Source organism: Nitrospiraceae bacterium (assembly GCA_019637075.1).
Taxonomy (GTDB): domain Bacteria; phylum Nitrospirota; class Nitrospiria; order Nitrospirales; family Nitrospiraceae; genus JAHBWI01.
Genome location: JAHBWI010000002.1, coordinates 14,178 through 40,865, shown reverse-complemented (window position 1 = coordinate 40,865; position 26,688 = coordinate 14,178). Strand labels below are relative to the sequence as shown.

Genomic DNA, 26,688 nt, shown 5'->3' with positions numbered 1-26,688 from the left:
GGTTGAATGGGGGCGAAGGGGATATCCTCTTCGCCCCCTTTTTTTGCCTGGAGCGGGCGGAACAGGAGAGCTCGGGAGGCTGGTGTGTGCCGCGTGCCGCCGCCATCCGATGATTACGGGTGGTCGACTGCGGAGGGTTTCGTGAGAATAAGGTCGTTGAGTTTCTCGGACCCTCGCGCGGGAGCAAGCACCTGTGGGCGTTGCTCTTGGTTGAACCCGCTTTTCGCAGCGGCTGGGACTTTCTGATTGACGTAGGCCGTGAGCTCGCCGACCGTCACCTCTCCGTTCCGGTTGGCATCAGCCTCTCCCCGCAGGGCGCGAAGGAGATAATAGGTGTACAGCCCGTGGCGTAGCTTGTCGGACTCCAGGTTCTTGGCGTAGCCGGTGGTGCCGATCAATCGAGCTACTGAGCCGGCCGAAGCGCCCCAGGCCACTGTGCCCTGCTTGACTGTGCCCGTTGAGCCCGCCTTGAGCACCGTGCCGTCGAAAATGAACAACACCGACTTGGTCTTCAGCCTGGCCAGCGCCGCATCCAAATCCTTGAGCGGATATAGGCGTGAGGTGGAACCAAGGTTGCCGTCGTACGGAATGAGGAAGGTCTCGCCGGCTGGTGACACCACCGCTTGCCCGGCAAAATAGATCACCACCAACGACTGTTCCGTGACCTTCCCGGGTAGCCAATCCAGCAACAATTCCTCGATGTCGGGACGGAGCGCCTTCCAATCTTGGAGCATGCGAACATTGGAAGCAGGGAGCCCGCCGAGCGACTGGAAGTAGGCGGCAATCATCTCGGCATCCAGACCGGCAAACTTGCGGGCCGGGATGTTGGTTTCACGATAACTGCCGAGTCCGATCGAGACCAGAAAATGCTGTGGTTGTTGGAATCCCGGCGTTGCCGTGGGGACGCGATCGACATCCTCCGCGCTGGTGCCGACGGATTGTGCGGAAGCCAAGAGCGTCTGCCCCTTGGAAAGGGTTGCGCCGGTCGCGGTTTGTAGGCTGACCTGGAACTCGGCCTGTTGCGACGGGAGTGATTGCGGGAGTGTCGCGACGAACTCCACCGACTTCGTTCCGCCGGGGTCCATTTGACCTAACGCCAACTGGCTGGCGGGAAATTGAGCCAAAAGCGCAGGAGGCGCTGTGAGAGCAACTACGGCCCCTTGCATGGATTGCTGTCCCGTATTGGCCACATCCACCCGGATGCGGATTCGTTCTCCCGCCTCCAACACGGAGTTCCCGTTCTCATCCAACAGTGTGGCTTTGAAGGACAGGGGTGAGCTGCCCGAGAGGGATGGCACTGGAGTAGTAGCTTCGGCGGTTTTGGGTGAGGGTTGACCGACAGGCGCGGCACCCTGGGTTGAAGGCTGCTCCCCTGCTGGTTTGTTCTTGTCGAACAGCACGCGGGCCTCTTGCATGAATTGGGTCGCCAGGAGGACGGAAGCATCTTGCACAAGGGGGTCGAGGATGTAGTCGCACCGTCGTTGTTCCAAAGACAATTGCACCCGCTCTTTTCGTATGGCCTGCAGCGGCCGTTCGGCGATCACATTGCCGGCTGAATCGACGAATACGGCGAATGCGTCCAAGCTGAAATTGGTCGGTACCCGGTCGTAGAGGGCGTCGGGGTTCATTTTCAATCGAGGTTCGAGCAACCGGAGCCGCACGGTTACATCAGGTTTGCTGGAAACAGTATGCCCTCCCTGGATATTCACCGCCGAGAATGTCTGATGGGCTGCCTGAACGAGAGTATCCTCCAGAACCGGGCCCACGGAGAGCACCCGGAACATGCCGCAGCCATCCAGGTATTCGGCTTCCGCTTTCGTAAGGGAGGGGTCGAATTCAAGCGCGGCGGTGAGCGGCACCGGCGCGCCGAGGTCCGGCAGGGCTTGGCGCGCGAAGCGCGACTTGATCGATTCGCAGGCCGATGAGCCCACGAGTCCCACCAGCAACAATGCCGTGACCACAAAGCGAGAGCTGTTCAATGCGCGGCCTCCTTCGAAGCAAATTCGTGGCTCGAACGGTACAGGAATGGCTAGACCATTGCAACCGCAGGCGCGGCTTGCGACGGAGTCGGCCGTCGTTTATTCTAGCCGACCGACACGCACAACGATCGTCGGCTCGCCGGGGTATCACATGATCGTGCTGGGCCTTGCCAATATGCGGGATGCAGCTGCCGCGGTCGTCCACGACGGGCACATCGTCGCGGCGGCCGAAGAGGAACGCTTCGTTCGCATCAAGCATGTCACGGCCTTGCCGGTCCAGGCGATACGCGCTTGCCTGCGGGAGGCTGGTGTGACTCTGCGCGAACTGGACGCGGTCGCGGTGCCCTGGAAGTACTGGATGATCGGACGCAGGGCCCGGCTGGCGGTTACCGCCATGCTCCAATCTCCGGGATTGTTTCGAGCGAAGGGGCGGCGCTCTGCGGAGCGTCTGTCGCACGAATGGTGGGAACTGTTCCGCCTGAAGTCCGAGTTGGAGCACCGGGTGGAGCCTGGGGCACCAACCCCGTCGTTTCTCGACCATCACCTCTGCCATGCGGCCAGCTCGTTTCTGCCATCCGCTTTCACCCGTGCTGCGATTCTAGTGGTCGACGGAGCTTCGGAAGCCGACACGGCCTTACTTGCGGTCGGTGAGGGGGAAAAGATCACCGTGTTGGATCGGATTCCGCTCCCTCATTCCTTGGGACAATTCTACGCCGCCATCACCGCGTTTCTGGGATTTCAGCCCGATCAGGATGAATACATCGTCATGGGGCTGGCCGCCTATGGAGAGCCGCGCTATGCGGAGCAGCTGCGCCGGCACGTGCTGCGCCTCTTGTCCGAGGGACGATTCGAATTGAATGTTCGACTGTTAGATTTTCACCTCGCCCGCCTCGGGTTATTCACGGCGGCGTTCATCGAGATTTTCGGGAAGCCGCGTCGTGCGGACGAAGACGTGGGGCAGCGGCATCGCGATCTCGCTGCCAGCGCGCAACTTGTCTTGGAAGAGACGCTGCTACATATGGGGCGCCATCTCCGGTCGATCACCAAAGCCGACTCGCTCTGCGTGGCGGGCGGGGTCGCCTATAACTGCGTGGCAAACGCGCGTCTCGCGAAAGAACTCGGGTTTCGTAACGTGTATGTGCCGCCTGCGGCTGGAGACTCAGGTGCTGCGCTCGGGGCCGCCCTCTGGTGGACAGCCAGACGCGGGACCGGCTTGTCCCGCTGCGAGATGACGTCCGCTGCGCTCGGGCCGCAATTCGATGACCAGGACCTGGCCGCCGCCATCCAGCGGGCTGGTCTACGCAGCGAACGCCTCTCGGACGATCGGCTGAGCGAACGGGTGGCGGCGGAACTGGCCAAGGGACGTCTCGTCTTTTGGTTTCAAGGCCGCATGGAGTGGGGCCCCCGCGCCCTAGGCAATCGAAGCCTCCTCGCGGATCCCAGGCGGGAGGATATGCGCGCGCTCATCAACAGCAAAGTGAAACTGCGTGAACCCTTTCGCCCATTCGCACCCTCCGTGTTGGCTGAGCGGGCGAATGAGTTTTTCGACTGTCCTCGCCCGGCTTTGTTCATGCAATTTGCTGTTCCCGTTCGGGCGTCGGCCAAAGGGCTCATTCCGGCCGTCACCCATGTCGACGGCACGGCGCGAATTCAAACCGTCACGCACGAGAGCAATGCCCGATACCATGAGTTGCTCGCGGCGTTCGATCGGCTGACGGGGGTGCCGGTGCTGCTCAATACATCGTTCAACGTCCAAGAGCCTATCGTCTGCACGCCGGACGACGCGATCCGTTGCTTTCTCAGGACCGAGGTCGACTGGCTGGTTCTCGGTCACTACTTGGTCCCGCGTGCGGCCGACGGCGGGTGAGTGCACGACCGTGAAGGATGCCGCCTCGCCAACTGCCGCTCTCGATTTCCTCCTCCTGTTGTTCATCGCCAATCTCGTGCTGCAACCGCTGGTGGAGCCGGATTTCGGCTGGCACCTGCGCGCCGGCCTCGACTTGATCAGCCAGGGCTGGTTTCTGCCGGTGACGGATCCCTATTCGCATACGATGTCCGAGTGGCATTGGGTGGAACATGCCTGGTTGACGGACGGCATTCTGGGCCTGCTCCATCGGGCATTGGGCGCCTACGGTCCCATGGCGATGATCCTGTTATTCGGCTCGGCTGGTGCCGGTGCATTGTGGATCGGTGCCAAGACCGGCTCGGCCCATCGAACTGCGCGAATGGTCGCTATGGTGTGCGGTCTCTGGGTGGCGCTTCCTTATCTCGGGGCGCGAACGCAGCTGGTCAGCCTGGTGGGCGTGGCACTCGTGCTATGGGTCTGGACGCGCATGCTGCGAGGATCGCCCCGGCTACGGTGGTGGCTTCCTCCGATCTTTCTCGTGTGGAGCAATCTGCACGGGGGATTTACGGCCGGGATCTTTCTCCTTGGGCTGGCGCTGGCGGTGTCCGTTGGTTGTCGGTTGCTGGTCGAGTGGAGGATTTTACAAGAAGGCGCCGTCGGCGAGGCGATCCTCACGCGGCAGGAGATCAGCCGTGTCATCGTCGTCTTGGCTGCGTCCTGCGCCGTGACGCTGGTGAATCCCTACGGCTGGCATCTGCACGGGGAAATTTACGATTCGCTGATGGACCGGTACATGCTGGAAAATCTGCGAGAGTGGCAGCCGGTTTCGTTTCAAGGCTGGGCAGGGCGGGCCTATCTTCTGTACCTCGTCGGGTTGTTACTCTTGGCCGGTGGATTCTACCGACGCATAGAGCCGGTCCGGTGGGTGCTGCTGGCAGTGTTTTTCCTTCTGTCGCTGCTGCATTGGCGGAACGTCACGTTGTTTCTCGTTGTCAGTGTCCCGCTGCTGGCTGAATTGCTGGAAGCGGCTGGCGGCCGGTTCGTGCGTGCGTGGTCGAATCGGCGCATGGCGCTGCAGGGAGGGCTGGCGGCCCTCACGGTGGTCGCCGGCGTCGCGCTCTATCAGCTGGGCGCAGACCACCTTCTCCACGTGTGGCGATGCGGCACGGAGACGGACCGATACTTCGAGCAGACCGAATATCCCATTGAGGCTGTGCGATGGATTCGGGACCATCGGGACCAGGTTGGGTCTCATCTCTACAACGAGTATGGACACGGAGGGTTCCTATTATGGTGGTTGCCGGACCAGCGGATTTTCATCGACGGTCGCATGCCGGCCTGGCGGCTGGGGGACCGACGGATCTTCCCGGATTACATTCGGCTGAATCAGGCGGATCGAGCCGGCTTGGAGATCTTGGCCAAGTACCACGTAGACTGGGCATTGGTCGGCAAGGGCACGCCCTTGGCCGAGGCGCTTTCCGGGCGAGCGGGCTGGACCGTGCTCTATGCGGATCCCAAGGTTCTCGTGATTAAAAAAGAGATGTCTTGAGGATGAAGCGGGTTACGGTTGGCTGGGCTCAGCGGCGGAGAGTGACGGATTGAGTAGGTCAGCGGGCGCCTGGTAACGCGCACCATAGTGCCCTTGTGCGTCCCGACGCCGGACGTGAACGAATTCACGGAGCATGAGCATCCCGTCACGCCAGGGCCGGACTTTCGATCCGGGTTGGTCGGCCCAGTTGACCGGGATTTCCGCGATTCGGTAACGGCGCTGTTGCGCAATATAGAGCAGCTCCAGGTCGAACGCGTAGCCGTCGACGCAGGAGACGGAGAAGAGATCCTGTGCAATCGCCCGGCGGAACAGTTTGAAGCCGCACTGGGTGTCTGACAGGCCGGTCACACCGAGCCGTTGGACTACCAGGTTGAAGAGCGAGCCCAGTGTGCTGCGGTAGCGTCCCGCACGGACCGTATAGGCATGATCGCGGGAGGCAAGGGCCCGTGAACCGATCGCGAGATCGGCTCCTGCATTGATCGCCGCTTCCAGTCTGGCAAGTTCTTCGATCGGGGTCGCACCATCGGCATCCGCGAACAAGCGAAAATCGCCTTTTGCTGCATCCATACCCCTGCGAACCGCGGCGCCTTTGCCCATGTTCGAAGCGGAACTGATCAGGCGGATGCGTCGGTTTTCCCGCGTCAGGGCAGCGACCAGTTGCGAAGTTCCGTCCTTGCTGCCGTCGTCGACGACGATGATTTCATAGGAGGTCCTGCGCCGATCGAGATAGTCGACGATCCGTTGCAGGGTAGACGGAAGACGCTCGGCTTCGTTGAAGGCAGGGATGATGACGGAAAGCGACGGGGCGAAATCGGAATGCTGTGTCTCGATGGAACAGCGTTGAGTCGCCATGGAATCTTCCGAGGGTGATGTCCCCTGAAAAACTGTCACACGGTAGCTGAGCATCCGGTGAATTGCAAGCGGAAACCCTCGCGCTTGACAGGGCTCGACTCCGGAGGAGACTGTACTGGAAGTATTCGATTCACCGTGTGAATCACACCTCGATGCGCAGGGGATGCATGACGCAGGTCAACCGGCTGATCGGACTGTTCCTCTGTCTCTGGCTCGTTGGTTGTGCGGCTCCGGCACCGGCAGGGCGGCTGGGGCATTATGTCCTGTATGCGGGAGAGGTGCCCGCCGTGGATCAACCTCTTCCCCTTGACCGGCCGATCCGCGTGGCGTTGGTCCTCATTCCGGACAGCGGGGGCCCGGATGCCGCACCATCCTTGCCCGATGAAGCGCTTCGAAAGGTTGCTGATGAGTTAAAGGCTGCAGTCAGTCGCGGGTATCCGTTGATCATCGATCGGGTCGTCCACGCGAACGAGTTGCCTCCGGTACCCACAGAGCCGTTTCGTTGGAACGATTTGGCCGCTCGCCTGGGGACTTCGTATGTGCTGTTAGCGGTGTTGACGAGCATGGAGCAGGAATATCCGGTTTCCCTGTTTCTGGGCTGGACCACGCATCGCCAGCCGGGGTTTCGCCGAGATAATTGGTCTCTTGCTGAGGCAGCCTTGATCGAGGGGGCGACCGGCCGGGTCATGTTGCATGCTGAGGGGCGTGCCTGGGCTACACTAGACAGTCCGACGGCCCCGGGCATCTCGCAATGGTATCCTGTCATCTATCTCAGACCTCAGGACCCTGAGCGTCGCATCTGGCCTCCGACCTATGAGGGAGCTCCCATCACCTTGAGGCTCGTGGCCATGGAACAAGCAGTGCTGCGTTTAGCCAGTGACATCCAACGGGCTTGGATCAGACAACGGGAATTGGAGATTGAGCGTGCTCATTGAAGATGGAAGGGCGCAGTCTAGTCTTTCCTCGGCAGCACAACGGAGGACGTCGGTTTTTCCTCTTTGAAGGCTATTCAGGGGATAGTGTAGAATGCTACGTTCTACGAGCGAAATGCGGCAGTTAGTTCATTTTCAGGCTTCCGGAGGAGTTGATATGGCGTATCGACATCAGCGCGGTCTAGCGTTCAAGGCGGTCGGCGTGGTTTCGCTGCTCGCGGTCATCCTTTCGGCCGGGGCGTTTCAGATCAGTGCGCCGGCTCAGGCTGCAGGGGTGCCCCCGGCCTTTGCCCAAGGGTTTGCCGAGATTGTGAAGGCGGTGACGCCGGCGGTGGTGAATATTGCCGTGACCGGCAGTGGCGAAGGGCGTCGTGAAGGTCGGCGGCAGTTGCCTCCCGGACCTTTCGGAGGTCCTCCGGGCGGCGGACCTCCGGGTGGTGCCCCTCCCGGTGACGAACCCCCTGGCATGGAGCCTCCTGGTGGTGGCCCTCCGGGCGGCGGTCCCCATCGTCCCGAGCAGAGCGCCGGGTCCGGCGTCATTTTGGATCCCAACGGCTATATCGTGACCAATAACCACGTGGTCGAGGGAGCCTCGCAGATCACCGTGACCCTGTCGGATCGCCGGGAGTTCGCCGCGAAGATCGTGGGTACGGACCCGAAGACCGACTTGGCGATCATCAAGATCGAGGCCAAGGATCTCACCTCGCTACAGTGGGCCGATTACGACCAATTGCAGGTTGGGGATATCGTCTTGGCCGTCGGCAGCCCGTTCGGGCTCAGTTCCACCGTGACCCTCGGGATCATCAGCGCCCTGGGCCGCGGCAATGTGGGCATCGCCGACTATGAAGACTTCATTCAAACCGATGCCGCGATCAATCCGGGCAATTCCGGCGGCGCCCTGGTGAACATGCAGGGCAAGCTGATTGGTATCAATACCGCAATTTTCTCCCGCACCGGCGGCTCGGAAGGAATCGGGTTCGCGATTCCAAGCAGCATTGCCATGGACATCGTGGACAGCCTCACGAAGACCGGCAAGGTCGTCCGCGGCTGGATGGGTGTGGCGATTCAAGAGATCACCCCGGCGCTCGCCAAGTCCTTCAAGTTACCGGAGCAGCGCAAGGGTGTGTTGATCAGCGACGTGAATGAGAATGGTCCTTCGCACGCGGCCGGCATGCGGCGCGGCGATGTGGTCGTGGCATTCAACGGCAAGGAAGTGCAGAGCGTGAGCCAGCTTCGCAACCTGGTGGCCCGCACTACGGTCGGGAAGGATGCCGACGTGAAAATCCTTCGCGAGGGCAAGGAACAGATGCTCAAGGTCAAGGTGGCTGAGCGTCCGTCCGACGAAATCCTGGCGAAGCGCGAGCCGTCTCCGGGAGGGAGTGCGCCCGCCGACACCGTCAAGCCGCCGGACAACGTCTTGGCAGCCTTACGCGTGCAGACGCTTGACGCGGCCATGCAGAGCCAGCTGAACATTCCCGCCAAGACCACCGGTGTCGTCGTCAGCTCAGTGGAGACCGGAAGCGCGGCGGAGGCGGCTGGTCTCCAGCGGGGCGATGTGATCCAAGAGGTCAACCACGAAGTGGTGAAGACCATCGAGGACTATCATAAGGCGTCGGCCAAGGTGAAGAAGGACGAGATGGTGGTGCTGCTGCTCAGTCGGCAGGGTAACAACCTGTTCGTCGCCGTCAATCCGAAGTAAGCGGCAATAAGCGGACAGCCTTCAGCTATCAGCCAAAATTCAGGCTGGTGGCTGAAGGCCGACGGTTGAGGGTTATGTGAATGGCTGACGGGTTTAAGTTCCAAGAGTGGCTGCAGGATTCGGTCTTCAAGCCGCTCGAAGATAAAAAGATGCCGGTCATGGAGCACCTGGTCGAGCTCCAGGTCCGGTTGACCCGCGCTGTCATCGTGACGGCGATCATCTTCGTCGGCACGTTCTTCTATGCCGACACCCTCGTCAAATGGATTCGCGTCCCACTTCAAAACATGTTCGTGCCCGGCGCCCTCTCATGGGTGCCGACAGATTTGCCTACGGTTCCCTTCGTCTTTCTCGCTCCCGCTGAAGCGCTCTGGCAGAACGTGAAGGTCGCTGGGCTCTTTGCCCTCGTGCTGGCGACTCCCTACATCTTGTATGAAGTGTGGCAGTTCGTCGTTCCGGGACTGCACTCCCAAGAACGCCGGTTCGTCGGGCCGTTTGTGATTTTGAGCACGTTGGCCTTTTATCTTGGCCTACTCTTTTCCTTCTTTTTCGTGCTGCCTTTTGCCCTCAACTTTTTGATTTCCTATGGCGTCAACGCGGGATTCATTCCCCAGCTCTCCATTGCCCAGTACGTGGGATTTGCCCTGTGGTTCCTCCTGGTGTTCGGCTTGATATTTGAGGTGCCGCTTGCGATTACGTTACTGGCCAAGCTCGGCTGGGTCGATGCGCCTCTGTTGAAACAATATCGGAAATGGGCCTTTTTGACCGCCTTCATTTTTGCCGCGATTCTGACGCCGACGCCCGATCCCTTCAATCAGTGCCTGATGGCGCTGCCGATGTACATTTTCTATGAGGTCGGGATCATCAGCGCCGGCATCTTCAACAAGAAGAAGGCGGAGGCGCCTTCAGCCGATCTGGTACCTGTGATGGGGGCCGCCGGGGCAGGAACGGGAGCCAAGGTAGTCGCACCGGTCGCCGGGGGATCGGGAGACAGCGAGTATGTCGGCGTGCCGTCCGGCGGACGTCGAGGATAGCAAAGGGTCAGTCGGGTTGCGTGCCAAGTTGTCCCAGCTGCATTGAGAGAGGAACAGATGGCTAAAGAACTCAAAATGGTTACTCCGGTCACCACGGGCGGCGGAGATACCTGTACCTATATGTGGGCCTGTGCCATATGCGACGAGAACGAGACCTGCCAAAAGGACAAAGAAGGGCACAGTCGATGGCTCGTGGCGAAACGAATGGAGCGCATCGAGTACAAAGTTTTGATCATGAGCAACAAGGGCGGGGTGGGGAAGAGTACCTGCACCACGAACTTGGCCGTGAGCCTGGCGTTGAAAGGCTGGCATGTCGGCATTTGCGACATGGATATCCATGGGCCGAACATTCCCAAAATGGTCGGCGCCGAAGGTCAGAAGCTCAAGATCAGCACGTCGGGCGGAATCATTCCCTTTCAGGCCTACAATCTGAAGATCGCCTCGATGTCGTTTCTGCTCCAGAATCCAGACGACCCGATCATTTGGCGCGACGCCTACAAGTATGAGTTCATCAATCAGCTCCTGGGCGGCGTCGAGTGGCAGGATCTCAATTTTCTGCTGATCGACCTTCCGCCGGGAACGGGCAACGAATCGGTGACGACGATCGACCTTTTGGGGCAGGTGAGCGGCGCGGTCATCATCACGACGCCGCAAGAGGTCGCACTGCTCGATTCCCGCAAGTCCGTGACGTTCTGCAAAGACAGCGAAGTGCCGATCATCGGCATCGTCGAGAACATGAGCGGACTGGAATGTCCCCATTGCCACCAGCACGTCGACGTGTTTCGGAAGGGCGGGGGCGAAGCGTCGGCGGCGGATATGGGCGTGCCGTTCCTTGGACGGATCCCGCTGGATCCTGAGGTTGTTACGCAGAGCGATGCGGGTGAACCGTTTGCCCTGTTCAATTCCGATACGGCGACGGCGCAGGCCTACCACGACATTGCGAATCAAGTCGAAGCCTTCTGCAAGAAAAGTGGGTCGTTGCTCAAGGTAGCGCCCCGTCATCAACATTGATCGGAGAGCGACTGTGAAAGCTCCGGATGCTCATCTTGGATTGACTCCGCTGGTCGAGGCCCAACGGATTGTGTTGGATGCCGCACCTACGTTGGGCGTCGAAAAGGTTTCCATTTTGGAGGCCTTGGGACGCGTGTTGGGTGAGGACATTGTTGCCCAGCGCGACAACCCCCCATGGGATAATTCGGCCATGGACGGTTTTGCGGTTCGTGCCGAGGACATCGCACAGGAACATGCGATCGGCAAGCCGGTGACCTTGAAAGTGATTGAGGATGTGCCGGCCGGAAAAATGCCGTCGTTGACCGTCGGGCAGGGCCAGGCGATCCGCATCATGACCGGCGCGCCCATCCCTCGTGGCGCGGATACGGTCGTCAAGGTGGAGGATACGGAACATACCCCCGAGTCCGTTCGGGTGTTCAAGCCCGAAGTCCGCGGCGCCAATATTCGGCCCCAGGGCGAGGACGTGAAGAAGGGCGATTGCATCATAGCGAAGGGGACCCCAATACGCCCTGGAGAAGCGGGAATGCTGGCCATTCTCGCCAAGTCGTTCGTCCTCGTGTATCAGCGTCCGCGCGTCGCCATTCTCTCGACGGGCGACGAACTAGCCGATCTCGACGAACGGTTCAGCGAGGAAAAAATCATCAACTCCAACAGCTATGGCATTGCCGCCGCGGTTCAGGACGCGGGGGGCATTCCCTTGTTGTTGGGGATTGCGCGGGACAATCCCGCCGAATTGAAAGAGAAGATCTCCCACGGGTTGAACGCCGACATCCTCGTGTTGTCAGGGGGCGTGTCGATGGGCGACTACGATTTCACGAAAGCGGTGTTTCGAGACCTCGGTGCGGAGATGAATTTCTGGAAGCTGGCGATCCGTCCCGGTCAACCCTTGGCCTTCGGCAAGATTCAAGGAAAGCTGGCGTTCGGATTACCTGGTAACCCTGTATCCTCGATGGTGACCTTTGAACAGCTGGTTAGGCCGGCAATGTTGAAGATGGCCGGCATGTGTGGCTATGGGCGTCCGCTCGTCGAAGCCTTCTTCCAGGAGAAGTTTTCCAAGCGCACGGATCGCCGTCACTTTCTTCGGGGCATCATCTGGCGAGAGGACGGAGTCTTCAAGGTTCGCACGACCGGTGATCAGGGATCGGGCATTTTGACCTCCATGGTGAAGGCGAACTGTTTGATCGATATTCCGGTCGAGGTGGAGCGGGTCAACCCCGGCGATCGGGTGACCGTCCAATTGTTGAACGGGTCTGCCTGGGGCGGACAGGTCGATGCGGCACCGTCGAGCGGCCATCGGCATTCTTGTTGTTGAACATCGAAAGGATGCGCCATGGCTGTCCCGATTCTGTGTTTTGTCGGTCGGTCCAACAGCGGGAAGACGACCTTGATCGAGCGCGTGATTCCCGAACTGGTGCGCTCTGGGTACAAAGTCGCGACCGTCAAGCATGCAGGCCACGGATTCGACCTGGATACCGAAGGCAAGGACAGTTGGAGGCATAAGCAGGCCGGCGCCAGCAGCGTCGTCATTATCTCCAAGAGCAGCTTGGCCATGTTCGCCGATGTCTCCGACCAGATGAAAGTGGAAGACGTGCGGGAACAGTATCTGGATTCGTCGTACGATCTGATCATTGCCGAGGGGTGGCGAAGCGAGGACTATCCCAAGATTGTGGTTATTCGTGATCAAATCGGCGAAGCGCCCGTTTCTGAGGACGGCCTCCTGGCGCTCGTATCGAATAAGCCGATCGAGACGAAGGTTCCGCTGCTGGATCCCGACGACGTGTCGGGCGTCGCCGCGCTGATCATGCGGCATTTCCCCAAGACTCAGCGAGTCGATGCGTAGCGCTCCCGCCATTGTGATCGGTGCGATCGTGGCCGGTGCAGTGGCTGTGGGGGGAATCGCGATTCCGCTGACCAACCGTCCGACGTTCTGCGCCAGCTGCCACACCATCGCGCCTTCCTACGAGAGCTGGGCCAAGTCGTCGCACAAAGAAGTGGAATGCGTCGCGTGCCACGTTCGCCCCGGCCTGTCGGGATGGATCCATGACAAGGCGTGGAACGGGACCAAAGACCTCGCAATCACGCTGTTCGGCACACCGACCGATCCGCACAATTTGCAGGCCAAGGTGGATTCGAACGTCTGTCTGGGGTGCCACCGGAACATCCTGCGGGTGTCGGAGGTCGCCGTTCGGGATCTGCCGCCTCCGGTGAAGGAGGTCGGGTTGGTGATGAGTCACCGAGCGCACATGGAGGCGTTCGACAAGCGCGCTCAAGGAGAAGGCTGCACGACCTGTCATGCCGCCGTTGTGCATGAGCGGCCGATCAAGGGCTATCCCATTGTCATTCCCCGAGGACATGTGTCCGCCGACAGCAAGCCGTGGAAGCCGGAGCATCCCGAGGGGACGGTGTTGCACAAACGTGCGCTTGCGGACTGCTTTCGCTGTCACGATAACAAAACCGAGCATGAGGGAAAGGTCGTGAGCCGCAAGTGTGAGACCTGCCATCTGCCTGATCGGTTGAAAGAGCTCTTGTCACTGTAGTGTCACAGGATCCCCGTCGTCATGTCTTCCGCTGTCCTCGAAGTTTCCGGCCTGCGCAAACGATTCGGTGACTTTACCGCCGTTGACGGAATTTCGTTCGAGATCCGCCAGGGGGAGATTCTGGGGCTGCTGGGGCCGAATGGAGCGGGCAAGACCACGACCATTCAGATGTTGCTCGGGCTGGTGACACCGTCGGCCGGGAGCATCCGGATGTTCGGGCTGGATCTTCGGACTCACCGCGAAGAGATTTTGCAGCAAGTGAATTTTTCCTCCACCTATATTTCTCTGCCGTATTCCTTGACGGTGGAGGAAAATCTGGCCGTCGTGGGCCGGTTGTACGGGTTGTCGGATATTCCTCGGCGCATCGACGAGATCGTCAAGAAGTTGGAGATGGAGGAGTTCCGCCGCAAGCTGACCCGCAAGCTGTCGTCCGGCCAAATGACGAGGCTTGCGTTGGCCAAGGCGTTTCTCACCGAGCCGAAGATTCTGTTCTTGGACGAACCCACCGCAAGCCTGGACCCGGACATCGCTCACAAGGTCAGGTCGGTACTGCTGGAGGAACGTCGAGCCAGTGGGCTCAGCGTCCTATACACGTCCCACAATATGCGGGAGATGGAGGAAATGTCGGATCGAATCATTTTTCTGCAGCGGGGACGGATTGTGGCCGAGGGAACCGCGAAAGAAATCGTCACGAGGTTCGGTCAGGCGGATCTGGAGGAAGTGTTTCTCAAACTGGCCCGCGAACGATAGGCGGGCGAGAACGGACGCCGGGGAGACGAACGGAACATGCTCGATATAGGGGTGTCGACAGGGATCGGTTTCTTGGTCGGTGGATTCGGCCTCATGATGATGTGGGGCTTGGTCTGGCTCGTAATCGGGGCCGTCGGCGCGATCCGGGGGACCTGCGGATGGATGATCGTGCTCAGCAGTTTAAGCGCCACCGTCATCGCCTCGCTCTGTGCAGGGGGGATGCTCTGGTTTGCGGCGCCTGACCGAGTGGGGAGCGGAGGCTTTGTGGCAGGCTTGGCGGCCACTGCGGCTGTCTTGGGCATGATCGCCTTGTGGCGGCTCGAAGACGGCCGTCGCATCGGACCGGCCTTTCTGGAAGGCAGCCGCCTATTACTCCATCATCTGTGGGGAGTGCACGAGGAACAGGGCGGGTGCGGACACTGCCACGAACAGCACTAGGCCACCGATGAAGCTGCACCGAATTGCCGCCCTGGTCGTGCGGCATCTGTATCTATATAAGCGCAGTTTGCCGCGGGTGATGGAGATCATCTACTGGCCCTTCCTCGATCTCGTCATCTGGGGTTTCATTACCGTCTACCTCACAAAGTTTCAGGGGCAGGTTCCTTCCGTCGCGACCTTTTTCCTCGGCGCGCTGATTCTGTGGGATGTGCTTTTCCGGTCGCAGCAGGGCATCACGATTTCGTTTCTCGAGGAGCTGTGGGCCAGGAACCTCATGAATCTCTTCGCCAGCCCGCTCAAGCCCAGCGAGTTCCTGGCCGCGACGATGGCGATGAGTCTGTTCAAGGTTACGGCCGTGTCCGTCGTGATGTCCGTCTGCGCCTGGCTGTTCTATTCCTACAACGTGTTCGTGATCGGTCTGTGGCTGATTCCGTTCATCATGAACCTCATATTGACCGGCTGGATCATCGGGGTGTTCACCACGTCATTGATCATGCGGTTTGGGCAGGAGGCTGAGGTGCTTGCCTGGAGTATGGTCTTTCTGTTTCAACCGATTTCCTGCGTGTTCTATCCGATGGACGTGCTGCCGCTGTGGTTGCGAGGGGTCGCCTGGGTTAATCCTGCGGCCCACGTGTTCGAAGGCATGCGCAATCTCCTGACCGCTCAGGTGCTGCCTGTGGGGGAACTTGGCTGGGCCTGGGGCCTGAATTTATTCTACTTGGGTGTCGTCGTAGCCTGGTTCCATCACACCTTCAATGTGTGCAAGAATCGAGGTCTGTTGGTGCGAGTGGGTGAATAGGCAAGGCCGGACTTTCTCAACGGGAGGCGATGAGGTGAAGGTTCAATCTGGGCAGGTGCAGGGAGCAAAGAGTTCGGCCGAGCTCGACAACTTTTCCTTTCACAAGACACCGGTGCTGGTGGTGGAGAACTTTTGGTCCGCTGATGAGCGCCGGGCTTTTCGCGAGGCGATGGACCGGGCCAATTGGAACGAGTTGAGTCAGCTTCCCCACGTGCGTGAGGATTTTCCGAATTCAGGGAACTGGTCTAAGGCGGAGATTTCCCAGCCGCAGGCCCAAATACTCTTGCGACGGCTTCCGATGAAGCCCATTCAGGAGTATGTCGAGTCGTTTTCCGGTATCAAGGGACGGCACCTTGGGTTCAGTTACTATTCCTATGGAGTGGGGGACTGCCTCCTGACCCATGACGATACGGCCCAGGGCTATCAGACCGGGGGCCATGCCGCACCTCTCCGCCGGCTGGCAATGGTGACCTACTTTCATGAAGAATGGGAATCGGACTGGGGTGGTGAGTTGATGGTCTACGCGCCGGAGGGTGAATCCTCGGGCAAGAAGTCCAAACTGCGGATTACACATTGTATTGCGCCGCTTCCGGGGTCCTTGGTCATGTTTACCGTCCCAAGATTCCACCGTGTGTGCCGAGTGGATGAGACGGCCGGGACGCACCGCCGCTTGTCCATTGCTGGTTGGTTCATGACGGAACATTTTTGAGCAGGGCGGAGGGGGCTGGGAGGGGCTGCCGATTTTTGGCGCAAGGAGTCTCTCCTGCCGGTCCGCCGCCTTGTATGGCTCAAGTGCTCGTGGTACAGTGTGCCGTTGGCTATGGGGGCCTGGTAGCCAGCGTGCTGAAATAGTTCAGGCCTATATCGATGTTGCCTTGCCCGGGAATCCAATCGAAAGCCAGACCTAAGTCGCCCATCGATCGCGTCTTCGGCCAGACCTTTCCCTTTGTTTCCTTCGTTCAAGACAATGTCACTACCCAAGAGGAGGACCCACATGGGTTCTAAAATTTACGTCGGCGGGTTGCCGTACGCGGCGACCGAACAACAATTGAGCGACCTGTTCGCTGCGCATGGTGCGGTTGAATCCGCCCGCGTCATCACGGACAAATTCACCGGTCAGTCGCGTGGATTCGGGTTCGTGGAGATGGCCAGCGCAGAGGATGCTCAAAAGGCGATTTCCGCTCTTAATGGGTCGGAAATGGGTGGCCGCACGTTAACGGTCAATGAAGCTCGTCCACAGGAACCGCGGTTCGGCGGTGGCGGTGGTGGTGGCGGGCAGGGTCGTGGCGGGGATCGGTTCGGCAATCGTGGCGGTGGGGGCGGCGGCTCCAGGCGCGATCGCTGGTAACGTTTCTTGTCCTGCGGGACGTCGGGGCGGTCACCATACGGTGGCCGCCCTTTTTTTTGCCTATTGGCCGGGCTCGAAGGGCGAACGGGTGGTCGGGGAGCCGGACGCTAAGAGGCCAGCGCAGAGCCGGAAGTATCGGTCGTCGAGGATGCGGGGGCCGCCAGGATTCCGCGTATCAGATCAATGAGAGGGTGATGTCGAACGGTTTCTGGACGAACGGGTAGCTGCCTCTGGCGATCCGATGTCGGGTGAGTTCTTCGTCGGGATTGCCGGACATGAGCAGGATTCGTGTAACTGGTCTGCTGGCGGTGACGCGAGCAGCCAATTCGTGTCCATGGATATTAGGGTATTGATTCGCCTCCGAGGCGAGCTGCAGCGTCGGAGGGAGTAGGAGCAGGTCTGTGAGCAACAAGTCAATGCGCCTGGGATACTCGGCACAATGCTTGAGCGTCTGTGCGCTATCTCCCGCTTCCAACACATGGTAGCCGGCATACTTGAGCAGGGGACTGCACAGCATGAGCACTTTGGGGTCGTCATCTACCACCAAAATGGTCTCGGCTGTATGTATGGGTTCGATGCGAGGCGTTCCGGCCATGGCAGCACTCCTGGCAACGGATCATGCAAGTGAAACGAGTCTGCTCTGGGTTGGTGTAACCGAGGTGTCGATCGATTCCCGCAAAAGATGGGGCTTCGATCCAATTGGAGGTAGAGGGGGTTTTCCTGGTGACAGGCGCACCGTATGCGGAAGCACGGCACCGAGACAAACACGAGGCAGGCAAAGACAACAATCCGTCGTCCCGCACAAATTTTTATTGCAGCCGCGATGCTGACTTCCTACTCAGGGAGGGGACGACCGTGAGTTTCGATCGCGAACGGCAGGATCGCCAGCGCCACAAGATAGATGGCGGCAATAGTCGAGGCGGCCATGCCGAAGCTGCCGAATGTGGATACCAACGTACCGGTCATGAAGGGACTGATCGAGGCCACGATGCGCCCCGCGTTATAACAAAATCCCGCCCCAGTCGACCGCAGCCTGGTGGGAAAGAGCTCCGGGAAGTACAGCGGAAACCCACCGAAGATCCCTTTCGTGAAGAAACCCAAGATCGGAAGCAGGCACAAGGCGACAGTGTAGGAATGCGGGAAGAGAAAGGTGACGGGAACCAGGATGAGACTTCCGCCTGACATCAACGCGAAGACCGGCTTTCGGCCGAGGCGGCTGGCCAGGAATCCGAAACCGAAATACCCCAGCAGTGCGCCGACGTTGAGGGACATCACCGCGTACGACACGTACGAAGCTGTCGTCGAGGGATCGAGGCCCGCGAGGTCCGGGAGTGCTTGGATGAGACTCGGGGTCCAGTTGGTCGCCCCCCAGAGCCCGAATACCGCGACAAACGCCAGCGTGGTGCCGGACCAGGTCGCACGGCGATAGTCCGGCCTGAATAGCGGACGAAGGCGCGACGGATGGAGTTGGCCTGGTTGCTCCTCCGCCGCATGGGAGGATTGCCACCGCGATGAGTCATGGGTGCGACGTGTGAGGAGCCAGGCGGCCACGATCGTGAGAAAGCCAAGAGCGAAGAACCCCCGCCAGCCATATCCCTTGACGAGCAAATGGAGGGCGGCCGCCAGAAAAAATCCAAACCCCCACGCGGATTGGAGGAAGCCGGCTGCTTGGGGTCTGTTGTGCTCAGGCCATACCTCGGCGATGAGTGCTGCGCCGGCTGCCCAGAGCCCCCCGATGCCGACGCCGGTAAAAAACCTCGTGCCGGCGAGATGCCACCAAGCCTGGGCAAATGTGGCAAGGCCGGTCGAGACGGCAATTACCACCATACAGAGCACCATCACTCGCGTTCGTCCCAGGCGGTCAGCCAGACTTCCGAGTCCCACACCGCCGACCGCCCATCCCACGAGGAAGGTCGAAAGGATCACTCCCCCGTACCAACCGACGGTTCCGGTGGAGACAGGCGAGCCGGAATCGGCTGATGCCAGCAACTCGGTCAGGGCGGGGGTGAGGACCAGTGAGTAGATCATCGTGTCCATCGCACCCAGGGTCCAACTAAACCATGTGACGAGGAGGATGAGCCGTTGGTCACGGTCTACTTGGTCAAGCGCAAGGCCGAAGAGCCGCGTGCGATTCGGACCGGATAAGGTCGGTGTTGCCTGCTCAAGCAGTGAGCCCCTCTCGGCGGGGCGACTGTGGGGTGGGGGGGAGTCGCGCATCGAGTCTAGTGCAATCGGCGTAGGCGGAGATCATCAAAGTACGTGACGGCATCGGCGTTGGTCCAGAGCCCGATGCGACCGGTCGTCAAGCCTGAATCGCAGAGTCGAAACATCGATTCACCGTCGAAAAATGCCTGAATCTCGCAGCCCTTTTGCACCACGCGGATGGTGTGCCAGCCTCCGGCCTGAATGTTTCGATCGATGCCCTTGATGGGTTGGGGAACTCCCTTGACCATCCGATAGAGGCGAACCTTGTGGTCGATCGCGCCGGCTCGGAGCAGATAGTAATTCTTATCGTCTGAGGCACGCCAGACCAGCCCACCGCCATCAGCGGCCTTTCCCGAGACGGCAAGATAGGACACCTCGACATCGATGTCTCCACTGTTGCTGCCTTCGAAGAGGAGCAGTTTGTGCGTTTGATCCGATCCCTTCGCTTGGACCTGGGCGAGTACTTGTCCCTGGCTCTTCGCTCGGTCGGTAATGATGATTTTCCATTCCCCGGCCGGCCTGCCGTCGTAGAACGTGCCGACTTGGAACGCGTTGGGTATTGGGCCTGGCGGCAGCGTATCGAAATCCCATGTTTGGCCTGGTTCAGCCGAGGGCTCGGGCCCGCTCAGGACCGCGGTAGGCCATAGCGATAAACAGACGGCCAGCAGCAGCCAACCGATTCCCTTCCCACTGACGGGGCGGGAGACGGTAGGCTGATGGGCCTTGGAAGCGCCGCGGTCGAATCTGTCGGTCATAGTATCAAAGGTCCTTCAGGCTAGGGCACGAGTGAGGTGCGAGCGCTCATCCGTACTGATCTTCGGGGTGCCGAACCAGGCAGGCACACACGAGGAGGAGTTGGAGGAGGGGCGACCGGAGGCTCACCGATTGGATTCGGGCATCTCGAGTTCGCGAATTTTCGCCTCGGCCTGCTCGATCCAACGGTGGTTGGCTGGCGTGTCAAGTTCAAGTCGCAGGTACTGCCGCAATTCCTGCGCGGCTTCCGTTCGCCGGCCGATGCTGGCCAGCGCCTGACCCAGGTTGTAGCGAATCTTGCCGTCGTTCGGTCGCAGATGGAGGGCGGTGCGGAATTCATTGATGGCGCCCTCAACGTTTTTCTTTTCGAGAAATGCCAACCCGAGATTGAAGTGCGTGTTCACGTCGGTCGGTTGCAGGTCCGACGCGGTCCGGTATTCGGCGATGGCCCCTTCAAGGTCGCCCATGGCTTTCAGCGCCACACCGAGGTTGTTGTGCGCATGGACGTCGTCCGGCCGCTGTTGCAGAACCGCCTTGAATTCCGTTACGGCCCCGCCGAGGTCCCCGGTGGTTTTCAGTGCCACGCCGAAATCATTGCGAGCCTTCAGGTCGTCGGGTTTGAGTTTGAGCGCCTGTTTGAATTCCGCCAGCGCGTCCTCATATCGACCGAGATCAAGCAGGGTGTTGGCCAAGTTCAAATGCGCCGCGAAATAGTTCGGTTGCAAGCGAAGCGCATGCTTGAATTCGTCCACGGCTTGTTCGACGTCGCCCTTGAAGACAAAAGCCACGCCCAAATCGTTGTGTCGCATCGCTTCGGCATCCGTATCGACGGGCTTGGTGATCTTCTCGACGATCGAATGAATTTGTTCTTCCTGGAGCGGTTGAGGTTCAAGCGAGGCGGTGGTGCGGGTTGGCGGCAGCGGCTGACTTGCGGCTGTGGCAGGAGTCGCCAAGGGGGACGAGAGCCCCAGGCACAGCACGCTCAGGCAAACGTGACGAAGGGTTCGAGTACTGGCCACGGTGTTGAACCTCACTGGTGTCGTCGGGTGGAGTCGGAGGGTCACGCAGGCGACGCGGTGGTGACGCTTCCTCACGGTATGGCCCTCAGATAGCCTTAACCGGAGGAGAAATTCAAGATCAAAGTCGCCGGCGCGACGAATAAGCCATCGCGGGGAATCGACGACGTGGTTACGGCTGTTTTCGTCCGGCTGAAGCCGCCTCCTGAGGGACCCATCCTCCACCGAGTGCCTTGTAGAGGGTCACCATATCGATCAATCGGGCTCGCTCGGTCTGGACGAGTTGGGTTTCGGCGGCCAGGGTCGTACGTTGCGCGTCCAGGACATCGAGGTAATTGACCAGGCCCTTGCGGTAGCGGACGTCGGCCAAGGACCAGGCTGCCTTTGCTGCGGCAACCTGTTCGCGTTGGCGGGCGAGTTGGTCGCCCCGGAGATGGATCGACACCAACAAATCCGCCACTTCACGAAACGCGAGCAAGATGGTCTGCTGATAGGACTCCAGCATCTGTTGATAGTGCGATTCGGCAGCATCCAATCGAGCCACGTTCGTCCCGCCGAGGAAAATCGGCAGGGTGACGGATGGGCCGATGCTGTAGTTGGCGCTGTGGCCGGTAAACCAGTTGGCGAATTCCGCGCTCTGCAGCCCCCCCTGCCCTGTGATGGACAATGACGGAAAAAAGTACGCGCGGGCCTGACCGATTCTGGCATTGGCGGCGATGAGCGTAGCCTCCGCCTGCAGGATATCGGGCCGGCGTTCCAGCAACTGGGACGGCAGGCCGATGGGGATGATCGGCTGCACGATCAACTGCCGCAGGGGTTTCGGCTCCAACGTAAGCGCCCCGGGGGCTGAGCCCGTCAGGACTTCCAGCCGATGAAGCTCGATCGTGCGGAGACGCGTCAGTTCCGGAACCTGGCCGGCACTTTCGGCGACCAACACTTCGGTGCGTTTGACATCCAGATCGGAGGCCAGCCCGACCGAGGCCCGTTTCGTGATGATGTCCAGCGATTCGCGTCTGAGCGTCAGCGTGCGTTGGGCAATGTCGAGTTGCTCGTCCAACTCCCGGACGCGGAAGTAGGCCTGCCCTACGTCGCCGATGAGCGTCAACGCGATTGCACGGGCGTCCTGCTCAATCGCATGGGCATCGGCCTCCGCCGCTTCCATTCCGCGTCTGATCCGTCCCCAGACATCCAGCTCCCACCTCAAGTCTGCCGCTCCGTTCCAGAGGTCGAAACCGGAACCAGGCGCGGCGAACGTTTGCGGCCCCGGTTGTTTCCCTGTAGCCAACCCGAGGCCGGCCAAGGTGTTTTTCGAGATGGAGATGTTGGTGTAGCTTCCCTGGACGTTGATCTGAGGATAGAGCCCGGCTCCGGCCGTGGTCACCGAGGCCCGTCCTTCGACCAACCGCGAGACGGCTCGCCGCACGTCATGATTGCTCGCCAGCGCCTGTTCGATGAACCCGGTCAGTTCCTCGTTGCGGAAGGCCCGCCACCATTGGGCTTCCGGCTCCAGACTTCCGTCGGAGGCCATGGGCGAGCCTTGCGCCATCCGGCTCCAGTCGGCCGGTGTGTCGACCGCCGGGCGACGATACTCGGACCCCTGCAGACAGCCTGTCGTGAGGGATCCGACTGCGCACAGGAACAAGACCAACAACGATTCCCACGCTTGGTGCAGCCGCATCAGCGCTTCCCAGCCTCCTTCGACGAGTCCGCCCCAGGGGCTAGGGTGTGGGGTTGGCCGGGCGAATCGCTGCGGTTGAGGAAGACATCCACCTGCTGGCCCGCATAGACAGGGAACGGGGGGTGCTGAAATTTGTAGATCACCTGTAACACGCGCGTGTCGACCCGCTCGCTGTTGTCGCCGGTCAGTGACTTCTTCGGCACGATATAAGGCTCGATGCGGACGAACTCGAGCGCGATCGGCTGGGTGGTGTTGCCTTTGAGGTATGCGACCCCCGGAGCACGAGGGGAAACCAACGGTGCGTTCACTTCATCGACATCGGCGCGAACTTGGAGCTGATCGGTCTCCCCGAGCAGCATGAGCGGTTCGGTCGCTCCGGTCGTCAAGGCGTACTCACCGGCACGGATATTGACCTGTAGCACCGTGCCAGCGCGTGGTGCCCGGATGGTCAGCCGTTCGACCAGCAGTTGGGTTTCATCCCGTTGCGCCGTGACCTGCTTCAACGTGGCGTCGAGTCGCACGGCGGCCCGCTTGGCCATTTCCAACGCATACCATGTGCGCTTCACATCGTCGTCGCTCACTGCGCGGTTGTCATGAATGGCCCTGAGTCGTTTAAGTTGCGTTTCCAGGTCGCCGATGCGGTAGTGTTGCTCCTCGACTTGGGCCTGCGCCGGTGGAATGGCCGCCTCGCGTGAGACCAACTGCGCCCGCAAGTCGCGGTCGTCCAGCTGCAAGAGCGGTGCACCCTCGCGCACGCGGTCGCCGACTGCGACGAAGACCTTGGCGACGAGGCCGGGGAGCGGCGGCCCGATGCGGACATTTTCGTTGACCGCCTCGATGATGCCGGTCGCTGCGACCGTCGTGGCATAGGGCGATTTGGGGGGTTCCACGAGCGGAGTCGGCATCGGCTCCTTTTTCCCCGCGTTCAGCAGGGTCCATCCGGCAAGCACCAAGCCGGCGACTGCCACCCAGACGCTGACTCGTTTGAGCACAATCATGTCGACGCCTCCTTCGAGATCGGATGGACACCCACGATGCGGCCGTCAGTCAGCTCGGCCATGCGGTCACCGAAATGAAACACGCGACTGTCATGGGTGACGACGATGACGCAACGATCCGGCGCCCGGCCGACTTCGCGGATGATCTCCATGATCTTTTGCCCGTTGGGGCCGTCGAGCGCCGCCGTCGGCTCGTCGCAGACGAGGAGCTTGGGTTCCGTGACCAGCGCGCGGGCGATGGCGACTCGCTGTTGTTGGCCGCCCGAGAGGTTTCGAGGGAGAAACTCGGTGCGATCCCCCAGACCCACTCGCTCGAGCATCGTGCGGGCGCGGGCAATCGCCTGACGTTGCGCGAGTCCTTGAATGAGCAGCGGCACCGCCACATTCTCCGCCGCCGTGAGGGCCGGTAGCAGGTTGAACTGCTGAAAGATGAACCCCATTGTCTGGCTGCGAAAGCGGGTCCGCCGACCGGCGGACATCGAGGCGAGCGGGGTTCCCAGGACGGTCAGTTCACCTGCGTCGAAGTCCAAAATGCCGGCGATGGCCGACAGCAGCGTGGTTTTTCCGCCGCCCGATTCTCCCACCAGGAGGAGCAACTCGCCGAAATACACATCGAGATCGATGCCTTTGAGTACCGTCACCGCCGTGTCGCCTGTGCCGAACGACTTGACCATACCGCGTACTCGAACCGCCATGGTCTCGGACGGCGGCGGTAGCTCGACGGCCGCTGGTTGGGTGTGTAGTGCCATGCCGATCACCGAAAGACGATGGCCGGTTCCAGCCGGGCCAATTTGATAATGCTGATCAAAGCTGAAAACATACAGATGGCCAACAGCGCCACGAACACCAGGGCGAGCAGAGGCCAGGTTTCATTGAAGGGGAGTTGGCCCTCTCGTGCGGCGAACAGACCGAAAGCCGTGGCGAGTCCTACCCCCAGGCCATAGCCGGTAATGCCGACCGTCAAGGCTTGCAGGAGAATCATGCGGGCCAGCGTGGCCGTCGAGGTCCCCATGGCCTTGAGCGCGCCGAACTGCCGAAGATTTTCCACTGTGAAGAGGTAAAACGTTTGCCCGGCGATCGCCATGCCGACGATGAATCCGAGCACGATGGTCGTCCCGAAGTTGATGCCGATCCCGGTATTGTTCAGGACCCACCCGATGGTTTTCCAGCCGAACTCCTCCCCGGTGTAGGCGCCTAATCCTGTGCTGTCGCGGATGCGCGCGATGACTCCCTCCACCGGTTCTCCCTCCCGCGCCTTGGCCAGTACATAGGATAGGGTTCTCCGTTCACGCGGCACATAACGAAGAGCGCGTTCATAGGTCGTGTAGACGACGGGAATGTTGGTGAAGCTCTTTTGGGTCTTGGCGATGGCCACCACGCGTGCGAGCTTGTCGTTTAATTCGAACAGGCTGCCGACCTTGATGACGTCAGGGCCCCCCATGCGTTCCACGGTCCACTGATCGACGACCACGGCATCCGGTTGCCTTACGTCCTCGAATCGTCCGTCCAGCACCTGCGAGGGGCGGCCGATCAACGTGGCCGATTCCAGGCCGACGAGAGTGATTTGATGGTAGGCCCCGCTTGCCAACCGTGCGCGAAGGAGGCCCCGATAGTGCGGCACGGCCCACTCGACCCCCGGCACGCTCCGGACACGATCCACCGCTGTGTCGGCGATGGGTTTGACTTCGTCGACCTGAGCGATGCCAGGGTCCGTTACCCAGATCGGCACATTGGTGTTGGTCACGCTGGATTGGGACCAGATCATCAGTCCCCAAAAAATGGACCCCTGCTGCACGATGAGCATGACTGCGAACGTGAGCCCGCAGAGGAGCATCAGATATTTGGCGCGGTCGCCAAACAGCATCTTGAGGGCGACGTAGTTCACTCGATCTCCAAGAGTCGGCTGTCCGCCGGGTAGGCAACGACTTGGGGACGGCGAGGCAGTCTCACCTGATCGTGCCGATGGAAAAAGTACGTGCACAGACGCGCGATCGGACAGCCTTGGTGCAGGGCAGTCGTCCAGAAACGGCGAATGTGCTGGCCGTTCGGTTGCTGGTCCTCGTCGAGCAAACGGAAGGGGCCGGGAAAGGCGGCCGCAAATGTGATGTTGTGTCCTGCCAGCCGTTCAGCCAGTCCTTCGCACAGAAAGTCGAATACGTCGCCGCACCAACCGAATCGCCGGCCGTCCTTGGTGCCTTCACCCGAAGGCAACAGTTCGTTCTCACGCGCCGTCAGGTACGAACGAATTTCATGGCTGATCCAATCCGGCGTTGGGTTGCTGCGGTTCATGGGGAAGCGAGAAGCAGGGAGGATGCCAGGAGGAGTATGGCCCGGGCTTCGAGCATAAGTAGTTGACGCGTGGCAGGAAATGACAGGGGGCGACGTGAGCGAGTCGAAAGAGTCGTTTGGGCGCTGCCCGTCGGCCGGCAGAATCGCGTGGGCGCTGCCCATATATGGGCAGGTGTGGAGCCCTCAAGTTACGGCACGATACAAGGAACGGTACCGACGATCCGCGGATCATTCCAGCTGATGTTCCTCAACGTGGCTTTCGCCAAGCATTTCCACTTGTCATTCTTGTCCTTTCGGCCTTCCAGACGAATACGATATTCCTCGCCTTGCTTCAGCTTGGGGATGAGATAGAAGGCGTTTTCGAAGGTGCGGATCTTTTCGTTGTCATCGCAGGCGTTCTCGAACAGGGTGCCGTGTTCCTTCCAGCAGATTTTCCACTTGTCGTATCGATCAGGCTGGACCGTCCAGTAGACCATAATGTCGCAGGTTCCGTTATCGTGGCAGACATGTGCGCCGCCTTCTGTATAGGGAGGACCGGTGCTGAACCAGACAGACGTTCCCATGCCTCCTTCGTTATGTTCCGGCCCGCCGCTCGAAGGATCATTCGTCGCTGCGTCCGGCATTCCGGCGGGGCAGTCAGGGTCGTTGGCGCAGACAGCTAGATTGCAGATATTGTCCTTGCTGCAGGGAGGCGGCCCTTCCAAGCCATCCACCGCTGCAAGCAGCACAGCACCATCGGGCGCGCTTGGTGCCGTGTGCATCGCCGCCGGTGGTGAGCTGCGCGGCACATGCGTACGCTGTCCCCTCTCCGCTGATCCTGAGACGCCGCTCTCGAAGTCGGCCGCCGGCTGCGGAGAAGCGACAAGCTCTGCGAGGGCGTACTCGGGACCCATCCAGAGGAGTAATCCCATGAAGGCCAGAATTTGTGGGAGAAGGTTGCTCATGCCTTGTGCTCCGTGTTTTTTGCGATCGGTGCCA

Annotated in this window: 25 protein-coding genes and 1 pseudogene; 14 read left to right on the top strand and 12 right to left on the bottom strand. The window is 60.5% G+C overall.

What is annotated here, in order from left to right; translation table 11 throughout:
- Nucleotides 1–113: 113 nt before the first annotated feature.
- The gene (locus KF814_04460) at nt 114–1,979 is read right to left on the bottom strand and encodes a hypothetical protein (GenBank protein MBX3235383.1); all 1,866 of its coding nucleotides are present in this window, start codon (nt 1,977–1,979) and stop codon (nt 114–116) included.
- Between the two features lie 46 nt (nt 1,980–2,025).
- Here KF814_04460 and KF814_04455 point away from each other — a divergent pair, with 46 nt between their 5' ends.
- Nucleotides 2,026–3,846: a hypothetical protein gene (locus tag KF814_04455; protein MBX3235382.1), complete on the top strand. Its 1,821-nt coding sequence runs from the start codon at nt 2,026–2,028 to the stop codon at nt 3,844–3,846.
- Nucleotides 3,847–3,856: 10 nt separating this feature from the next.
- Complete coding sequence (locus tag KF814_04450; protein MBX3235381.1) at nt 3,857–5,374, top strand: hypothetical protein; 1,518 nt, start codon at nt 3,857–3,859, stop codon at nt 5,372–5,374.
- 12 nt (nt 5,375–5,386) lie between these two features.
- Here the strand turns inward: KF814_04450 and KF814_04445 are convergent, their stop codons facing one another.
- Complete coding sequence (locus KF814_04445; protein ID MBX3235380.1) at nt 5,387–6,226, bottom strand: glycosyltransferase family 2 protein; 840 nt, start codon at nt 6,224–6,226, stop codon at nt 5,387–5,389.
- 167 nt (nt 6,227–6,393) lie between these two features.
- Here KF814_04445 and KF814_04440 point away from each other — a divergent pair, with 167 nt between their 5' ends.
- From KF814_04440 to KF814_04385, 12 genes and pseudogenes are all read left to right on the top strand, one after another.
- Complete coding sequence (locus KF814_04440) at nt 6,394–7,161, top strand: hypothetical protein (protein ID MBX3235379.1); 768 nt, start codon at nt 6,394–6,396, stop codon at nt 7,159–7,161.
- 256 nt (nt 7,162–7,417) lie between these two features.
- Nucleotides 7,418–8,857: pseudogene (locus tag KF814_04435) on the top strand (Do family serine endopeptidase).
- An 80-nt stretch (nt 8,858–8,937) separates the two neighbouring features.
- Complete coding sequence (tatC, locus tag KF814_04430) at nt 8,938–9,888, top strand: twin-arginine translocase subunit TatC (protein MBX3235378.1); 951 nt, start codon at nt 8,938–8,940, stop codon at nt 9,886–9,888.
- Nucleotides 9,889–9,945: 57 nt separating this feature from the next.
- Nucleotides 9,946–10,899: an Mrp/NBP35 family ATP-binding protein gene (locus KF814_04425; protein MBX3235377.1), complete on the top strand. Its 954-nt coding sequence runs from the start codon at nt 9,946–9,948 to the stop codon at nt 10,897–10,899.
- 13 nt (nt 10,900–10,912) lie between these two features.
- Nucleotides 10,913–12,211 carry a molybdopterin molybdotransferase MoeA gene (locus KF814_04420; protein MBX3235376.1) on the top strand — a complete coding sequence of 433 codons (1,299 nt, stop codon included), beginning with the start codon at nt 10,913–10,915 and terminating at the stop codon, nt 12,209–12,211.
- A gap of 18 nt (nt 12,212–12,229) precedes the next feature.
- Nucleotides 12,230–12,739, top strand: coding sequence for a molybdopterin-guanine dinucleotide biosynthesis protein B (gene mobB, locus KF814_04415; GenBank protein ID MBX3235375.1), 510 nt, complete (start codon nt 12,230–12,232; stop codon nt 12,737–12,739).
- Nucleotides 12,732–13,436, top strand: a complete 705-nt coding sequence (locus tag KF814_04410) for a NapC/NirT family cytochrome c (protein ID MBX3235374.1) — start codon at nt 12,732–12,734, stop codon at nt 13,434–13,436. Before mobB ends, KF814_04410 begins: the two co-directional genes overlap by 8 nt.
- Nucleotides 13,437–13,457: 21 nt before the next feature.
- Nucleotides 13,458–14,186, top strand: a complete 729-nt coding sequence (locus KF814_04405) for an ABC transporter ATP-binding protein (protein ID MBX3235373.1) — start codon at nt 13,458–13,460, stop codon at nt 14,184–14,186.
- Nucleotides 14,187–14,222: 36 nt separating this feature from the next.
- Nucleotides 14,223–14,624: a hypothetical protein gene (locus KF814_04400; protein MBX3235372.1), complete on the top strand. Its 402-nt coding sequence runs from the start codon at nt 14,223–14,225 to the stop codon at nt 14,622–14,624.
- A gap of 7 nt (nt 14,625–14,631) precedes the next feature.
- On the top strand, nt 14,632–15,423 hold the full coding sequence (locus KF814_04395; GenBank protein MBX3235371.1) for an ABC transporter permease: 792 nt from the start codon (nt 14,632–14,634) through the stop codon (nt 15,421–15,423).
- A gap of 34 nt (nt 15,424–15,457) precedes the next feature.
- Nucleotides 15,458–16,132: a 2OG-Fe(II) oxygenase gene (locus KF814_04390; GenBank protein MBX3235370.1), complete on the top strand. Its 675-nt coding sequence runs from the start codon at nt 15,458–15,460 to the stop codon at nt 16,130–16,132.
- A 285-nt stretch (nt 16,133–16,417) separates the two neighbouring features.
- On the top strand, nt 16,418–16,771 hold the full coding sequence (locus KF814_04385; GenBank protein ID MBX3235369.1) for an RNA-binding protein: 354 nt from the start codon (nt 16,418–16,420) through the stop codon (nt 16,769–16,771).
- A 175-nt stretch (nt 16,772–16,946) separates the two neighbouring features.
- On the opposite strand, the gene KF814_04380 is transcribed toward KF814_04385, so the two are convergent.
- The 10 genes from KF814_04380 to KF814_04335 all read right to left on the bottom strand — a co-directional run bounded on the left by KF814_04380 (nt 16,947) and on the right by KF814_04335 (nt 26,654).
- Complete coding sequence (locus tag KF814_04380) at nt 16,947–17,366, bottom strand: hypothetical protein (protein MBX3235368.1); 420 nt, start codon at nt 17,364–17,366, stop codon at nt 16,947–16,949.
- A 239-nt stretch (nt 17,367–17,605) separates the two neighbouring features.
- On the bottom strand, nt 17,606–18,988 hold the full coding sequence (locus KF814_04375; protein MBX3235367.1) for an MFS transporter: 1,383 nt from the start codon (nt 18,986–18,988) through the stop codon (nt 17,606–17,608).
- A gap of 5 nt (nt 18,989–18,993) precedes the next feature.
- Nucleotides 18,994–19,731, bottom strand: a complete 738-nt coding sequence (locus KF814_04370; GenBank protein ID MBX3235366.1) for a hypothetical protein — start codon at nt 19,729–19,731, stop codon at nt 18,994–18,996.
- A 123-nt stretch (nt 19,732–19,854) separates the two neighbouring features.
- Nucleotides 19,855–20,748 carry a tetratricopeptide repeat protein gene (locus KF814_04365; protein MBX3235365.1) on the bottom strand — a complete coding sequence of 298 codons (894 nt, stop codon included), beginning with the start codon at nt 20,746–20,748 and terminating at the stop codon, nt 19,855–19,857.
- 169 nt (nt 20,749–20,917) lie between these two features.
- Entirely contained in the window at nt 20,918–22,423 is a 1,506-nt protein-coding gene (locus tag KF814_04360) for an efflux transporter outer membrane subunit (GenBank protein ID MBX3235364.1), read from the bottom strand.
- Nucleotides 22,423–23,421 (bottom strand): efflux RND transporter periplasmic adaptor subunit, encoded by a 999-nt coding sequence (locus tag KF814_04355; GenBank protein MBX3235363.1) that lies wholly within the window; start codon nt 23,419–23,421, stop codon nt 22,423–22,425. Before KF814_04355 ends, KF814_04360 begins: the two co-directional genes overlap by 1 nt.
- Complete coding sequence (locus KF814_04350; protein ID MBX3235362.1) at nt 23,418–24,170, bottom strand: ABC transporter ATP-binding protein; 753 nt, start codon at nt 24,168–24,170, stop codon at nt 23,418–23,420. Before KF814_04350 ends, KF814_04355 begins: the two co-directional genes overlap by 4 nt.
- Before the next feature lie 5 nt (nt 24,171–24,175).
- Nucleotides 24,176–25,306, bottom strand: a complete 1,131-nt coding sequence (locus tag KF814_04345) for an FtsX-like permease family protein (protein ID MBX3235361.1) — start codon at nt 25,304–25,306, stop codon at nt 24,176–24,178.
- On the bottom strand, nt 25,303–25,710 hold the full coding sequence (locus tag KF814_04340; protein ID MBX3235360.1) for a hypothetical protein: 408 nt from the start codon (nt 25,708–25,710) through the stop codon (nt 25,303–25,305). The genes KF814_04345 and KF814_04340 overlap by 4 nt, the downstream gene beginning before the upstream one ends.
- A 188-nt stretch (nt 25,711–25,898) precedes the next feature.
- A complete protein-coding gene (locus KF814_04335; protein MBX3235359.1) occupies nt 25,899–26,654 on the bottom strand; it encodes a hypothetical protein in 756 nt (251 codons plus the stop codon).
- Between the last annotated feature and the right edge of the window lie 34 nt (nt 26,655–26,688).